Below are 14,100 nucleotides of genomic sequence, written 5' to 3' on the forward strand. Positions count from 1 at the left end.
CTCAACTCCCGGCCACAGCTACAACAACCCGCCCCTTGGCACGCCCTGCAATATATTCTTCAAAAGCCGCAGGCAAATCGGCAAGTGCGATGGTACGCGCCATATCTGCCAAGTGAGGCGGCCTCAGATCGCCCGCCAAACGCTGCCAGACTCCTGTGCGATACGGCTCCCGGATATAACCGGAGTCCACGCCAAGCAAGGAAACACCGCGCAAAATGAACGGGGCCACAGTCGTATTCAATGACATGCTGGCAGCCAGACCGATGCTGGCAATCGTCCCACCCTGCTCCATTGTGCTGGCAATCCACGCCAGTACGTCGCCGCCCAGATTATCGACGGCCCCAGCCCAGCGCGCCCGATCAAGTGGCCGAATTTTTGCCAGATCGAGATCCTGACGCAACATCACTTCCGAAGCCCCCAAACTCCGCAGATAACCGGACTCGCTCTCCTTGCCAGTCAGCGCGACAACCCGGTAACCCCGATGCGCCAACATATCCACGGCCAAACTGCCTACCCCCCCGGTAGCACCAGTCACGATGACAGCCCCTTTCTCAGGAGAAAGGCCATTTTCTTCCATGCGAACGATTGCCAGGGCGGCGGTAAAACCGGCGGTCCCCAGAATCATCGACTCGTAAAGACTCAATCCGACCGGCAAGGGCACCACCCAATCCGCTGGCACACGGGCAAACTCTGCATAACCCCCGTGGTGTGCGACCCCTATGTCAAAACTGGTGGCAATGACCGGGTCACCTGCCTTGAAACGGGGATTGGTACTTTCAACCACCGTTCCGGAAAGATCGATGCCACCGACACATGGAAATCGCCGGATGATTTTCCCGGCACCTGTCGCAGCCAAGGCATCCTTGAAATTGATGCTCGAATAGGCGACACGAATAAGCACCTCGCCCGCATCAAGCTCCTCGATACCCATGTCGACAAAACGATGTCCGACTTTGCCTTCGCGTTCCTCTATCAGCAGCGCCTTGAAGGAATCCATAGTGATGTGCTCCTCGCTAAACAGTGTTGAAATTGTATTCATAATTACGGATTATGAACATAGTTCTATCTGGCGAAAGCAGACTTTGCAGCCAATCGGCTTTACAGTCAGGAAGATTTCAAATAAATTACGCGACTATGCGTCTTAAAATTATTCCCCTAATAACCGCAGCAGTTCTAGCTTTCGGTGGCCTGAGCACCAGCCACGCAACAGAACTGAACCGCACTCAGGAAGCCCCGATGTCCTTCATCGAGCGCTATACGAGTGCAGCTCAGGACGTCATTCTTGAAGGCTTCAAGCTGGTTGGCGTGCGCTACAAACTGGGTGGAAACAGTATCGACAACGGACTCGACTGCAGCAGCTTCGTTCAAACCGTGTTCAAGGAAAGTATTGGCGCCTACCTGCCACGTACTGCACGCGAACAAAGTCAGGTAGGCGAACAGATTGATGCAAGCCAGTTGAAGCCGGGTGATCTGGTATTTTTCAACACCATGCGACGCGCTTTCTCTCACGTTGGTATCTACTTGGGAGATAACCATTTCCTGCACGCCCCGCGTGCAGGATCGGAAGTTCGCGTGGAAAACATGAATAGCAGTTACTGGATGACGCGTTTCAATGGCGCACGCAGAATCATCGAAGGTCAGTAACAAAAGACCAACGGCCTGACGGCCGTTTTTTTATTACAAAAATCAATAACAGTTCTCATTACAAAAAATATAAAGTAAACTGAAACAATTCTCATACCGCCACCTCGGGAGTTCCCATGAAGTTGAAAGCCACGCTTGTTGCTCTGTCTTTAACTGCAGCCCTCCAGCCAGCCATCGCCCAGGAAAAAGTGCTGAACCTTTATTCGGCTCGTCACTACCAAACCGATGATGCACTTTATGCGGATTTCACCAAACAGACCGGAATCAAGATCAACCGCATTGAGGGCAAGGAAGATGAACTTCTGGAGCGCATCCGGAATGAAGGCAGCAACAGCCCGGCAGACGTCTTGCTTACGGTTGATGCCTCACGCTTGGCCAAAGCACGGGAATTAGGACTGTTTGCCCCTCTCCAGTCAAAACTTCTGGAAAACAGGATACCCAGCCATCTGCGCACGGCAGAATGGGCCGCTTTTTCAACCCGCGCACGCATGATTGTTTATAACAAGGCACGAATTCAGGCAGTTGATGTGCAAAATTATGCAGACTTGGCCAACCCGAAGCTAAAAGGCAAAGTCTGTTCGCGCTCAGGCTCCCACCCCTATAACCTTTCCCTGTTCGCCTCGATCATTGCACATGAAGGCGAAGCCAAGGCTGAAGAACTGGCACGCGGCATGGTCAGCAACTTTGCCCGCGCCCCGAAGGGTGGCGATACCGACCAAATCAAGGCGGTAGCGGCGGGAGAATGTGGCGTTGCCATAACCAACAGCTACTATGTCGCAAGACTAATGCGGTCAACCAAGCCGGAAGATCAAAAAATCATGGAACAAATTGGTGTCGTATGGCCTAACCAAACGTCGACTGGCGCCCACATTAACGTTTCCGGCGGTGGCATCCTGAAATACGCCCCGAACAAGGCAGCTGGCATCAAGTTCCTGGAATACCTCGCATCAGATCAGGCACAGCGCTATTTTGCCGATGGCAATAATGAATGGCCGGTTGTCGAGTCGGCAAAAGTAGACAATCCGGCACTGACGAAGCTTGGCAAATTCAAGGCCGACCAGTTGCCAGTCAACAGCCTTGCCATGTATCAAGTCAAGGCGCAAATGATTTTCGATCGTGCAGGCTTCAAGTAATCACTGATTTTCACCCTCGCCAAAGCGATCTGCATCCCATAAAATCCTACTATTGCAAGGAAGGAAAACATGGGAGAAAGTAGCTTTGGCGCTAGCGCATTGATTGGTGCAATTCGGGCCAACAGCATTGATCGGGTTATTGCCGCGCTGGATGACGGCGCCAACATTGAAGAAGCTGACATTCACGGCTACCACGGCCTGCCACTGCGCACGGCTTGCTTCTCAGGCAACGTTCCGATCATTCGAACGCTGCTGGCACGAGGCGCGGACATCAATGCAGTGACTGCCGATGGCCCAGGCGCTCCGGTAAGACTCGCCTTGCGGGCAGGGCACACGGAAGTTGTTGCGCTTCTGCTGTCCAAGCACGCACAAATCCCGTTTGATCTAGAAATACCTCCGGAACTATTCAAACGTGCGCAAGAAATTTCATCAGAACAATCAATACGTGCCGAGGAGCTTGAGCAAGGCCTGGAATTTGTCGCAATCCCCGTCCGGAAAGACAGCAAACCCGAAATTCGCCAATCCCCCCCCATAAAGCACGACAATGTGATCGAATACGACGCCCCCGCGGCACCCTCGCAGGTATTCGAACAAATTGAACTCAAGGGCGTCTATGGCGTGGACACCAATGTTCTGAATATCGATTTTGAACGCAATAAGGGAGCTTGGGAAAAAGCCCCGGTTGCCGATGGCTCTGTAAAACCCCTGCTCCCTGATATTGATCAGAAAAAATAGCGGGCTCGGCCAATCAGGATCAGGCGCGGCGCGACGCAGAAATCTGGCGCGAGAGCAAAATCAGCGGCAACAAACCAACTGCCACAATCGCCAAAGAAGCCGTTGATGCCTCAGCCAGCCGCTCATCTGATGCCAGCGTATAGACCTGCGTCGCCAGCGTGTCAAAGTTGAATGGTCTCATAACCAGCGTTGCTGGCAATTCTTTCATCACATCCACGAAGACCAGCAGGCCAGCCGTCAGCAAACTACCGCGCAACAAGGGCGTATGTACCCGACGCAAGGTCTCACTCTGCCCGAGCCCGAGACTGCGCGCAGCGTCGTCCATGCTGGACGTAATCTTGGCCAGACTCGACTCCACGGTATGCAGTGCAACCGCAAGAAAACGCACCAGGTAGGCATAAATCAGTGCAGCGATACCCCCGGTCAGCAAAAGTCCCGGATTGCTACCGAACCATAGTGCCCACTGACCGGCCAGCCAATGATCCAGTCGTGTCACCGGAATCAGCACCCCAACGGCAATCACCGCCCCCGGCACCGCGTAACCCAGACCAACCAGACGATTGAGCCCGGCCGAAAAAGAAGTCTTGGACAAGCGCGCACCATAAGCCAGCAGCAAAGCCAGCAAGACCCCGATCACCGCCGTCGTACCAGCCAGCAGGAAGCTATTGCGGGAGAGGATCAGAAAACGTTCGCCAAACTGGGCATCCCCATCGGTAAATGCCATCTTGAGCAGCAAGATAGCCGGCAGGACAAAGCCCAGCAGCAAGGGCAGCGCACAAGCACTTAGCGCGGCAAATCCCTTGATGCCGCGGAGCCGTGCGCCAGCCATTGGCCGATTGCGGCCGGTCGTATTGTGATAACGCGCGCGGCCGCGGGAAATCCGCTCGGCCATCAGCAGGAAAAGGACAAAGCCCAGCAGCATTGCCGCGAGTTGTGCTGCGGCAACCCGATCACCCAACGAAAACCAGGCGCGATAAATGCCGGTTGTAAACGTGTTGACCGCAAAATAAGCCACCGTTCCGTAATCGGCCAGCGTTTCCATCAACGCCAGTGCAACACCAGCCACGATGGCAGGCCGAGCCAACGGCAAAGACACGAAAAAGAAAGCGCGCCATTGCCCCATGCCCAATGTGCGTGCCGCCTCGAGCATGCCGCTGGCCCGTTCGAGAAAAGCTGCCCTGGCCAGCAAATAGACGTAGGGATAAAGCACGCAAATGAACATCAGGATCGCACCGGGCAAGGTACGAATATCGGGAAACCAGTAATCACCGAATTCCCAGCCGAACAGATTGCGCAAGGCACTCTGCACCGGCCCGACAAACTGCAGGAAATCGGTATAGACATAGGCCATCACATAGGCCGGCACAGCCAGTGGCAAGACCAGCGCCCACTCAAAGAAGCGCCGGCCGGGAAAATCGTGCATCGCAGTCAACCATGCAGTCGTCACGCCGACCACACCGACACCAAGGCCGACACCTATACATAGCCATAGCGAATTCGCGATGTATTCCGGCAACACCGTTTGCGACAAATGCGACCAAGTATCGCTAGTGCCGCCAACAAACAGGTTGAGGCCGACGCTGACCACCGGCAAGCCGGCCAACAAGGCAACGACCAAAGCCACGATGAGAAGGGGAGAGTATGTAGCTGCGCGCATAGGAATGATTGCGAATTATAATCGAGCACCATGACACAGCTCGAATTGAATGGCGTTATTCAACGCTACGGGAAAACCACCATTGTGGACGGGGTGAACTTTCGTCTTGAAGCCGGGCAAATTGCCTGCCTGCTTGGTCCTTCAGGTTGTGGCAAGACGACCCTGCTCCGTTGCATCGCCGGTTTTGAAGATATTGCAGACGGCGAAATCCGCTTGCATGGTGAAGTGGTTAGTCGCTCCGGCGCCCGCATCGCCCCGGAAAAACGCCGGATCGGCATGGTTTTCCAGGATTACGCCTTGTTCCCGCACCTGACGATCGAACAAAACGTTGCCTTTGGCCTGAACCATATCTCGCAGGAAGAGGCCGGATTGCGGGTTCGGCAACTGCTGGCGACGGTCGGTTTGAGCGGGCAAGGCAGCAAATACCCGCATGAACTGTCAGGCGGTCAGCAACAGCGCGTCGCACTGGCTCGGGCGCTCGCCCCCCGCCCGGCCCTGATCCTGCTCGACGAGCCCTTCTCCAATCTCGATGTCGGCTTGCGCGAACGGCTCTCGGTCGAAGTCCGGGAAATTCTCAAACGCGAAGGGTCGACCGCAATAATGGTTACCCACGACCAGAACGAAGCCTTCGCCATGGCCGACGAAATCGGCATCATGCACAACGGCCGCATCCAGCAGTGGGACTCGCCCTATAACCTGTATCACCGACCAGCCAACCGTTTTGTTGCCGACTTCATCGGTCAGGGCGTACTCGTTGCCGGCGTGGTCGGCGAAGGCAACAGCGTGCGCATGGAACTGGGCACCTTGATTTCCGACACCCCGGTCGAATGCCATGAAAGCTGTGCACATTGCGAAGACGGCTGCACCGTCGACATCCTGCTGCGCCCCGACGACATCGTGCATGACGACGCCAGCCTTGTACAGGCTGAAGTCCTGCACAAGGCATTTCGCGGTGCCGACATTCTCTACACCCTTCGCCTGGCCAGCGGTAACGAAGTGCTGTCCCTGGTCCCGTCGCATCACAATCACGCACTAGGCGAAAAAATCGGCATCCGTCTTGATGCCGACCACGTGATTGCCTTCAAGCGTCACGACGCTTGCGATGGTGACCCCGAATGCGAAATCAAACTCGAACAGCACGCCTCCAAACCTATCGCCTGGCACGGCTGAGGCTGCGCGCCACCCGATGATTACCTTCCTCGGCCCACTCGATGCCTTTCCGCCGGTGAGCGCCGCGCGCGCCGATATGGGCGGACTACTGGCAGTTGGCGGAAGCCTCTTTCCGGACAGATTACTGGCGGCTTACCGGCAAGGCATCTTCCCTTGGGGCACTGTTGAGGGGCATCCCATCTGGTACAACCCGGACCCGCGCATGGTGCTCTTTCCGGAAGAATTCCGACTGAGCAGATCGTTGCGCAAAATCCTGCGCAACGGGCCGTTGACCGCAACATTCGACACCAATTTTGCTGGCGTTATCGCCGCCTGTGCAGCCACTGCCCGCCCCGGTCAGGACGGCACCTGGATTTCGCCGGACATGATGGAAGCCTACATTCGTTTGCATGAACTTGGCTGGGCACATTCGGTCGAAACCTGGGCAGAAGGTGAACTGGTCGGCGGTTTGTACGGTCTGGCTATCGGTCGCATGTTCTATGGAGAATCGATGTTCTCTCACCGCGACAACGCCTCCAAGTTCGCCTTCGCCCACTTGATCGAGCATTTACTCGAGCACGAATTCGGCATGATCGACTGCCAGATGTATACCGAACACCTGGCCTCGCTGGGCGCCAGGGAAATCCCGCGTGAGGAATTTCTGCAGCGCTTGCAGCAATTGACCGCCAGCGGTAGCGAACGTAGCACTTGGTCGATCGATCAACTCAATCCAGTTTGGTGAGCCCGATGTCACAGCCCGACGACGCCGAACTACCCTATTCGCTGCTGCAGTTCTACGCTACATCAGCGTACCCCTGCAGCTACCTGGCGGACCGCGAAGCCCGCTCGCAAGTCGCTACACCGGCGCATCTGATCAATGGCGAAATCTACAGCACCTTGATCCGCGCCGGTTTCCGGCGGAGCGGCATGTACACCTATCGCCCACACTGTGACGATTGCCAGTCCTGCGTCCCGGTTCGTCTACCGGTCAATGAACTGAAAACCACGCGCAGCCAGCGCCGCGCCCTCAAACGGCACAGCAATCTTGTCGCCCGCGAATTGCCCCTGATCTTTTTCGCCGAACACTTTGAACTTTATGTCCGCTACCAGACCAGCCGTCACCCGGGCGGCGGTATGGACGAGGATAGTCGCGACCAGTACGCCCAGTTCCTGCTGCAAAGCCAGGTCGACACGCGGCTGGTGGCGTTTTCAGAAGATAACAAAGTACGCATGGTCAGCCTGATCGATGTTCTCGACGACGGACTATCTTCGGTGTACACCTTCTTTGACCCGGACACACCGGGGGCCAGTTATGGCGCATACAACATCCTGTGGCAAGCCGCCCAATGCAAGGCGCTAGGCCTGCCTTATCTGTACCTCGGCTACTGGATCGGCGAAAGTCGGAAAATGGCCTACAAGACCAACTTCCAGCCGATTGAAGGCTTGATTGACGGGCGATGGGCACGCCTCGGCACCCCACCTGAATCAGCATGAATCACGCAAAAAAGCCGCGCTCCGTTACCGGAAGCGCGGCTTTTGATTGAGCTTCAAGCCGATTAGAGCATACCCAGCGTTCTCGGCAACCAGAGCGAGATTTCCGGGATGTAAGTAATCGCGATCAGGAATCCGAGCATCGCATACAACCAAGGCAGCACGGCAGTCGACATCTCGGTCAGGCCGGTGCGGGTGATGCCGCTGGCGACGAAGAGGTTGAGACCGACCGGCGGCGTGATCATGCCGATTTCCATATTCACCGTGATGATGATGCCGAAATGCACCGGGTCGATCCCCAGGGCAACGGCAACCGGGAACAGGATCGGCGCGAGGATCAGGATGATCGACGACGGCTCCATGAAATTACCGGCAAGCAGCAGCAGCAGATTAACGATGATCAGGAAGCCAACCGGGCCAAGACCCAGATGAATGATCCAGTCAGCGATACCCTGCGGGATCTGCTCGGAAGTCAGGATGAACGAGAACAGGATGGCGCTGGCGATGATGAACAGCAGCATCGAGCTCATGTTGGCCGAATCGAGCAAGACCTTCGGAATCTGCTTGAAGGTCAAATCCTTGTACACGAAAACCGCGATGAAGAAGGCGTAGACCGCAGACATCGCTGCCGCTTCGGTCGGCGTGAACATGCCGGAATAAATCCCGCCCATAACCACGACGATCAGCATCAAGCCCCAGAAGGCTTCGCGGAAGGTGCGGAAACGCTCCCCCCAGGACGCCTTCGGCAAACGCGGGTAACCGCCCTTGCGCGCTTGCCACCAGGTCGTTGCACCGAGCACCAGCGCCAGCAGCAAACCAGGAATGACGCCCGCCATGAACAAGGCACCGACCGATGAGTTGGTCGTCACCGCGTACATCACCATGACGATCGACGGCGGGATCAGGATACCGAGACCACCGGCCGAAGCGACGACACCGGCGGAAAAGCTCATCGGAAAACCCTGCTTGAGCATGGCCGGAATCAGGATCGAGCCGATTGCCACCACGGTTGCCGGCGACGAACCGGAAACCGCTGCGAACAAGGCGCAGGCCAGCACTGCCGACATGCCGAGACCGCCTGTCAGGTGACCAACCATCGACGAGGCGAAATTGATCATGCGCCGGGCGACGCCGCCATGGGTCAGGAAGTTGCCAGCGAGGATGAAGAACGGGATCGCCATGATCTCGAATTTCTCGATGCCGGTGAACATCTTCAGCGCCACCGAGGCGATCGGCGTATCGGTGAAGGTAAACATGAAGCCGAGCACGGTCAGGCCAAGCGCCACACCGATCGGCATACCAACCACCATCAGCGTCAGGAGGAGGCCAAAGATAATGAGTGCACTCATGGCTTATTTCTCCTCTTTCTTGTCGTCGACCGCAGGATGCTGTTTTTCCCACTCGCGCTCGCTCAGGCCGGCATGCGCATGTTCGCGCTGCTCGGCAATGGCAATCGCTTCACCAACCTGCAGTACTTCGCCTTCTTCCAGCCCTTCGACGTGACCGTGGTCGTGCGTCGGCAACTCGCCGGTACGGGAGAAATTGATCATCACCTGGATAAAACGGAAACACATCAGGAAGGAGCCCAGCGGAATGGCGGAATACACCATCCAGGTCGGCCATTCCAGATCGGGCGTCGTCGGCCCTTCAAAAAACTCGCCAAGCTCAAGGCCGAAAGCATTCAGCGTGACGTAGGCCATGCCGTTTTCCCAGACAAAATAGGCACCGAAAATGCCGATCACAGCGGTGAACAGGATGCCGCAGGACAATCCCAGCAGGATCATCGCCCGGCGCGGTTTTTCCGACAGCTTGTTGATCAGCAGGTCGACGCCGACATGGATGCCGGTGCGCACGCCGTAAGCGGCACCAAACTTCGCCATCCAGACAAAAAGAATGATGCAGAACTCTTGCGCCCAGCCCATATCGATGGACAACAGCCAGTCCTGGAGCACCGGGATTTCAAAGCCCGTGCCGTAGCGATGCACCACGGAAACGAAGATCACCACTGTGGCCACCGCCATCAGCGAGGCAATGATGAATTCTTCGAGGTAGTCTATTATTTTTCCCATTTACCCTCTCCTTGCAAAAACGCCCGCTGCCACGAAGCGCAACAGCGGGCGTCCAGAGGACTGAATCGATTACAGCTTGTTCGGATTGAAGCTGGTCGCCTTGTACACCGCGTCGATGGTTTCCTTGCCGATACGGCTCTCCATCTTCTTGTGTACCGGCACCAAGGTTTTCTTGAAGACCGCGCGCTCTTCGGCAGTCGGCGTGTAGACTTGGGTTTTGCCGCTCTTCTTCACTGCTTCCAGCGCGCTATCGTTTTCCACCTTGGCAATCTGGTTGGCGTAACGTGTTGCCTGAACCATGGCTTCGTCAAGCTGCTTGCGGATGTCAGCCGGCAAACCGTCCCAGAACTTCTTGTTGACGATCACCGCATAACCCAGATAACCATGTTCGGTCAGCGTCAGATGCTTCTGCACTTCGTGCATCTTCTGCGTGTACAAGTTGGAAATCGGGTTTTCCGTGCCGTCGACCACGCCAGTCTGCAGTGCCTGGTAGACCTCGGAGAAGGCCATGACTTGCGGCATCGCCTTCAACGCACGAATCTGCTCTTCAAGCACCTTGGACGACTGGATGCGCAACTTCTTGCCCTTCAGATCATCGGGGCTCTTGATCGGGGTATTGGCAGAGAAGGACTTGAAGCCGTTGTCCCAGAAAGCCAGACCGCTGATGCCCTTGGGTTCCAGCTTGGCCAGCAGTTGCTTGCCGACCGGACCGGTAGTGACGGTGTGCAGGTCAGCATAGCTGCCGAAAATGAACGGCAGGTCGAAGACTTCGAAATCACGCACGCCGAGCGGGCCGAACTTGGCCAGCGACGGGGCCAGCATATGGACCGCACCCAGTTGCAGCGCTTCCATTTCTTCCTTGTCCTTGTACAGCGTCGAGTTGGGATACACCTCAACCTTGACCTTGCCACCGGTCAATTCAGTCGCTTTCTTGGCGAAATAATCGGCGGCTTTGCCCTTCGGCGTGTCATTGGCCACCACATGGCTGAACTTGATAACAATCGGATTCTGCGCATAAGCGCCGAGCGAAACGGCACAGGCAAACAGACCGACTAAAAGCTTGGATACTTTCATTGGTTTCTCCTCCAATAATTTGAATGCCGCAAAAGAACAAATTGCGACTGGGTGAAAGTATTACGAAAGACGTAATTCCTGCGTATTGTGGATATCCACATATTCCCAGCCGGGTTACCATCGACAGCATGGACTCGCCCATCGCCCATCACAACCCGGACAAACATCGCCTGCCCTGGCTACTGGCACTGCCAAAATTCGGCATCGTTCTGCTGATGGCGGCATTGATGGCACTGCTCTGGCTTTTGCAGCAATCGGAGCGCGAAGAACAGCGCAACATCCTGATCAAGGATGTGTTGTGGCTTGAACAAAACCTGCGCTTCCACCTGGAAGGCAATCGCGACCTGTTGCAACAACTGGCGGTCGACATGGCTGAACCGCAAGAAAGAGCGCGCTTGTTTCGCGTCCGCTCAACCCATCTGCTGAAAAACAGTCCAGAAATTTCCCAGATCAGTTGGCTGGACTCCGAAAACAAACCGATCATCGCCGTACCAAGCCGCAACCTGTCCGACAGTGCGGCAAACCAGAAAGGACCAAGCCCGACAGAGCAAGCATTTGAAGTGGCAAAAAAACTGGGCAAACCGGCTTACAGCCAGCCGTTTTTCAACCAATCACAACAAAGCATCATTGAACTGCTGATACCGATTTACAACGGCGCCGAACTTGGCGGCATGCTACTTGCCACCTACCCGCTCAATGATCTGCTGAACAGCCAGGTTCCCTGGTGGTTCACTGAAAAATACAAAGTCGAAATCGTCGACGACAACGACACCCTGTTTGCCAGCAAGACCAATCTGGAAGGCTTGTACGCAGATAGTTACCAGATCCCATTCGATCCACCGGGCCACGGTTTACGCCTGAAGGTGAGTAACTACCCCAACGACCAGAGCATCCTGCAGCGCCTGTTGACGCTGGCCATCCTGCTGCTGGCCGGCGGCGTTTTCTGGAGCCTGTGGCTGATTCGCGGCCTGATGCAAAAAAGCACGCGGGCCGAAGAGGCCCTGCGGTCCGAACACGCTTTTCGTGCGGCCATGGAAGATTCGCTGACAGTCGGCATGCGTGCCCGCGACCTGAACGGGCGCATCATTTACGTCAACCCGGCATTTTGCCGGATGACCGGTTTTTCCGCCGAAGAACTGGTCGACCGCACACCACCCATGCCGTACTGGGCACCGGAACACCTGGATGACACCGAGGCAATGCATCGCGTGGTGCTGGCCGGCCAAGCCCCAACCGAAGGTTTCGAAATCACCTTCATGCGAAAAAATGGCGAACGTTTTCAAGCTTTGGTGTATGAAGCCAAACTGATCGATGGCAATGGACAACATACCGGCTGGATGGCCTCTGTACTCGATATCACCGAGCGCAAACACGCCGAAGAACTGGCACGCCAGCAGCAGGAACAACTGCAATTCACCGCCCGTCTGGTCACGCTGGGCGAAATGGCCTCGACGCTCGCACATGAATTGAATCAACCACTGGCGGCCATCGCCAGTTACAACACCGGCTGCCTCAATTTGCTGGCCAGCGATCAGGTCAACTGCCAGGATCTGAAACCGGCGCTGGAAAAGCTCGGGGCCCAAGCCCAACGTGCCGGCAAGATCATTCGCCGGGTCCATGATTTTGTCCGCAAGAGCGAGCCAAAACGCGCGCCCTGCGCACTGGGCGAGGTAATTGACGACTGCCTGGGCTTCGTCGAACCCGATGCACGCAAACGGCAAATTCGCATTGAGGCCGAAATTCCGGCATTGCCCCTCGTTCCGGCGGACCGCTTGATGCTGGAGCAAGTACTGCTCAATCTGATACGTAACGGCATGGACGCAATGGCCGAATCGCCACTTGCTGATCGCCTCTTGCGCATCACGGCAATGGTCGAGAATAACGAAATCCGGGTTACCGTCGCCGATCAAGGCTGTGGCATCGCGCCGGAAATTCGCGACAAACTTTACACAGCCTTTTTCACCACCAAGCAGGAAGGCATGGGCGTTGGGCTATCGATCTGCCGGTCGATCATCGAATTCCACCGCGGCCGGCTATGGACCGAAACGCTACAGAATTCACCCACCGGAAGCGGCACCGCCTTCATTTTCACCCTGCCACTGGAAAGCGAATGAACACTGCAAAAGCCCATCTGGTCGACGACGACGAAGCGATTCGCGATGCCCTGTCCTGGCTACTCAAGTCGCGCGGACTGCCCTATGCAAGCTACGACTCGGCGGAAAGCTTCCTAGCGAACTGGAGCAATGCGACCAGCGGTTGCATCGTCCTCGACATGCGCATGTCGGGTATGAGTGGACTGGATTGTTTCGACACATTGATCGAGCGCGGTTCAAGGCTGCCGGTTATTTTCCTGACGGGCCATGGTGACGTGCCGCTCGCCGTGGCAACCCTGAAACGCGGCGCCTTCGATTTCTTTGAAAAGCCGCTCAATGACAACGAACTGGTCAGCCGCATCGAGGAAGCCATGGCCCTGGACGCCCGGCAACGGGCGCAAAATGCCACGGTTGACTCGGTCAATGCTCGGGTTTCCTGCCTGACCACCCGCGAACGTCAGATCATGGAACTGGTGCTAGCCGGCAAGTACAACAAAGTCATCGCCGACGAACTGAATATCAGCATGCGCACCGTCGAAGTACACCGGGCAAATCTCTTCGACAAAATGCAAGTCAAAACAGCAGTCGAGCTAGCCAATCTATTTAAAAGCGGTCGCTAATGCTTCCCTTGACCGATTTTTTTAGCTAGCATCACGGCAGAATTTACAAGGCGCTTCTGCCTTCTCTATCGAACAAACTCCCCCTAAGACCACGAGGCCATCATGAGCGAGCACATCCACTACGTCACTGACGACACTTTCGAGGCCGAAGTGCTGCAAGCACAGCAACCGGTACTGGTTGACTACTGGGCCGAATGGTGTGGCCCATGCAAAATGATCGCTCCGATCCTTGATGAAATCGCTGCCGAATACGCTGGCAAACTCAAGGTCGCCAAGGTCAACATTGATGACAACCAGCAAACGCCGGCAAAATTCGGCATTCGCGGCATCCCGACACTGATGATCTTCAAAAACGGGAATGTCGAAGCAACCAAGGTTGGCGCCCTCTCCAAGTCACAACTCGCTGCGTTTATTGACAGCACGCTGTAATCTCCG

General features: G+C 56.0%; 14 protein-coding genes. 9 read left to right on the forward strand and 5 right to left on the reverse strand.

Annotation, left to right across the window (positions count from 1 at the left end; genetic code table 11):
- Position 1: 1 nt before the first annotated feature.
- A complete protein-coding gene (locus RCI20_RS07950; RefSeq protein WP_306604189.1) occupies positions 2–997 on the reverse strand; it encodes an oxidoreductase in 996 nt (331 codons plus the stop codon).
- 239 nt (positions 998–1,236) lie between these two features.
- On the opposite strand from RCI20_RS07950, the gene RCI20_RS07955 reads away from it, so the two are divergent.
- The 3 genes from RCI20_RS07955 to RCI20_RS07965 all read left to right on the forward strand — a co-directional run bounded on the left by RCI20_RS07955 (position 1,237) and on the right by RCI20_RS07965 (position 3,512).
- Complete coding sequence (locus RCI20_RS07955; RefSeq protein WP_306604191.1) at positions 1,237–1,644, forward strand: C40 family peptidase; 408 nt, start codon at positions 1,237–1,239, stop codon at positions 1,642–1,644.
- Positions 1,645–1,760: 116 nt separating this feature from the next.
- Positions 1,761–2,777 (forward strand): Fe(3+) ABC transporter substrate-binding protein, encoded by a 1,017-nt coding sequence (locus RCI20_RS07960; protein ID WP_306604193.1) that lies wholly within the window; start codon positions 1,761–1,763, stop codon positions 2,775–2,777.
- Between the two features lie 69 nt (positions 2,778–2,846).
- Positions 2,847–3,512, forward strand: coding sequence for an ankyrin repeat domain-containing protein (locus RCI20_RS07965; RefSeq protein WP_306604195.1), 666 nt, complete (start codon positions 2,847–2,849; stop codon positions 3,510–3,512).
- 19 nt (positions 3,513–3,531) lie between these two features.
- Here the strand turns inward: RCI20_RS07965 and RCI20_RS07970 are convergent, their stop codons facing one another.
- On the reverse strand, positions 3,532–5,169 hold the full coding sequence (locus tag RCI20_RS07970) for an iron ABC transporter permease (protein ID WP_306604197.1): 1,638 nt from the start codon (positions 5,167–5,169) through the stop codon (positions 3,532–3,534).
- Positions 5,170–5,199: 30 nt separating this feature from the next.
- On the opposite strand from RCI20_RS07970, the gene RCI20_RS07975 reads away from it, so the two are divergent.
- The 3 genes from RCI20_RS07975 to RCI20_RS07985 are packed head-to-tail and all read left to right on the forward strand — an operon-like array spanning position 5,200 to position 7,812.
- Positions 5,200–6,339, forward strand: a complete 1,140-nt coding sequence (locus RCI20_RS07975) for an ABC transporter ATP-binding protein (RefSeq protein WP_306604199.1) — start codon at positions 5,200–5,202, stop codon at positions 6,337–6,339.
- A 16-nt stretch (positions 6,340–6,355) separates the two neighbouring features.
- Positions 6,356–7,060 (forward strand): leucyl/phenylalanyl-tRNA--protein transferase, encoded by a 705-nt coding sequence (aat, locus tag RCI20_RS07980; RefSeq protein ID WP_306604201.1) that lies wholly within the window; start codon positions 6,356–6,358, stop codon positions 7,058–7,060.
- 5 nt (positions 7,061–7,065) lie between these two features.
- The gene (locus tag RCI20_RS07985; protein ID WP_306604203.1) at positions 7,066–7,812 is read left to right on the forward strand and encodes an arginyltransferase; all 747 of its coding nucleotides are present in this window, start codon (positions 7,066–7,068) and stop codon (positions 7,810–7,812) included.
- A 62-nt stretch (positions 7,813–7,874) separates the two neighbouring features.
- Here the strand turns inward: RCI20_RS07985 and RCI20_RS07990 are convergent, their stop codons facing one another.
- The 3 genes from RCI20_RS07990 to RCI20_RS08000 form a co-directional block, all read right to left on the reverse strand.
- Positions 7,875–9,158: a TRAP transporter large permease gene (locus RCI20_RS07990; RefSeq protein ID WP_306604205.1), complete on the reverse strand. Its 1,284-nt coding sequence runs from the start codon at positions 9,156–9,158 to the stop codon at positions 7,875–7,877.
- 3 nt (positions 9,159–9,161) lie between these two features.
- A complete protein-coding gene (locus RCI20_RS07995) occupies positions 9,162–9,878 on the reverse strand; it encodes a TRAP transporter small permease (protein ID WP_306604207.1) in 717 nt (238 codons plus the stop codon).
- Between the two features lie 69 nt (positions 9,879–9,947).
- On the reverse strand, positions 9,948–10,952 hold the full coding sequence (locus RCI20_RS08000; protein ID WP_306604209.1) for a TRAP transporter substrate-binding protein: 1,005 nt from the start codon (positions 10,950–10,952) through the stop codon (positions 9,948–9,950).
- Positions 10,953–11,080: 128 nt separating this feature from the next.
- On the opposite strand from RCI20_RS08000, the gene RCI20_RS08005 reads away from it, so the two are divergent.
- From RCI20_RS08005 to trxA, 3 genes are all read left to right on the forward strand, one after another.
- Positions 11,081–13,066 carry a sensor histidine kinase gene (locus RCI20_RS08005; RefSeq protein ID WP_306604211.1) on the forward strand — a complete coding sequence of 662 codons (1,986 nt, stop codon included), beginning with the start codon at positions 11,081–11,083 and terminating at the stop codon, positions 13,064–13,066.
- Positions 13,063–13,665 carry a response regulator transcription factor gene (locus RCI20_RS08010; RefSeq protein ID WP_306604214.1) on the forward strand — a complete coding sequence of 201 codons (603 nt, stop codon included), beginning with the start codon at positions 13,063–13,065 and terminating at the stop codon, positions 13,663–13,665. The genes RCI20_RS08005 and RCI20_RS08010 overlap by 4 nt, the downstream gene beginning before the upstream one ends.
- Positions 13,666–13,767: 102 nt before the next feature.
- Positions 13,768–14,094, forward strand: coding sequence for a thioredoxin TrxA (gene trxA, locus RCI20_RS08015; protein ID WP_076096228.1), 327 nt, complete (start codon positions 13,768–13,770; stop codon positions 14,092–14,094).
- Positions 14,095–14,100 lie beyond the last annotated feature (6 nt).

Source organism: Azonexus sp., from assembly GCF_030824335.1.
Lineage (GTDB): Bacteria > Pseudomonadota > Gammaproteobacteria > Burkholderiales > Rhodocyclaceae > Azonexus.

Bases quoted from the DNA above. Each gene is read 5' to 3' on its own strand.
- RCI20_RS08005 (WP_306604211.1), top strand. From the start codon at position 11,081: ATGGACTCGCCCATCGCCCATCACAACCCGGACAAACATCGCCTGCCC.
- RCI20_RS07955 (WP_306604191.1), top strand. From the start codon at position 1,237: ATGTCCTTCATCGAGCGCTATACGAGTGCAGCTCAGGACGTCATTCTT.
- RCI20_RS07975 (WP_306604199.1), top strand. From the start codon at position 5,200: ATGACACAGCTCGAATTGAATGGCGTTATTCAACGCTACGGGAAAACC.
- RCI20_RS07995 (WP_306604207.1), bottom strand. From the start codon at position 9,878: ATGGGAAAAATAATAGACTACCTCGAAGAATTCATCATTGCCTCGCTG.
- RCI20_RS07950 (WP_306604189.1), bottom strand. From the start codon at position 997: ATGGATTCCTTCAAGGCGCTGCTGATAGAGGAACGCGAAGGCAAAGTC.
- RCI20_RS07965 (WP_306604195.1), top strand. From the start codon at position 2,847: ATGGGAGAAAGTAGCTTTGGCGCTAGCGCATTGATTGGTGCAATTCGG.
- RCI20_RS07960 (WP_306604193.1), top strand. From the start codon at position 1,761: ATGAAGTTGAAAGCCACGCTTGTTGCTCTGTCTTTAACTGCAGCCCTC.
- RCI20_RS08010 (WP_306604214.1), top strand. From the start codon at position 13,063: ATGAACACTGCAAAAGCCCATCTGGTCGACGACGACGAAGCGATTCGC.
- aat (WP_306604201.1), top strand. From the start codon at position 6,356: ATGATTACCTTCCTCGGCCCACTCGATGCCTTTCCGCCGGTGAGCGCC.
- RCI20_RS07985 (WP_306604203.1), top strand. From the start codon at position 7,066: ATGTCACAGCCCGACGACGCCGAACTACCCTATTCGCTGCTGCAGTTC.
- RCI20_RS08000 (WP_306604209.1), bottom strand. From the start codon at position 10,952: ATGAAAGTATCCAAGCTTTTAGTCGGTCTGTTTGCCTGTGCCGTTTCG.
- trxA (WP_076096228.1), top strand. From the start codon at position 13,768: ATGAGCGAGCACATCCACTACGTCACTGACGACACTTTCGAGGCCGAA.
- RCI20_RS07970 (WP_306604197.1), bottom strand. From the start codon at position 5,169: ATGCGCGCAGCTACATACTCTCCCCTTCTCATCGTGGCTTTGGTCGTT.
- RCI20_RS07990 (WP_306604205.1), bottom strand. From the start codon at position 9,158: ATGAGTGCACTCATTATCTTTGGCCTCCTCCTGACGCTGATGGTGGTT.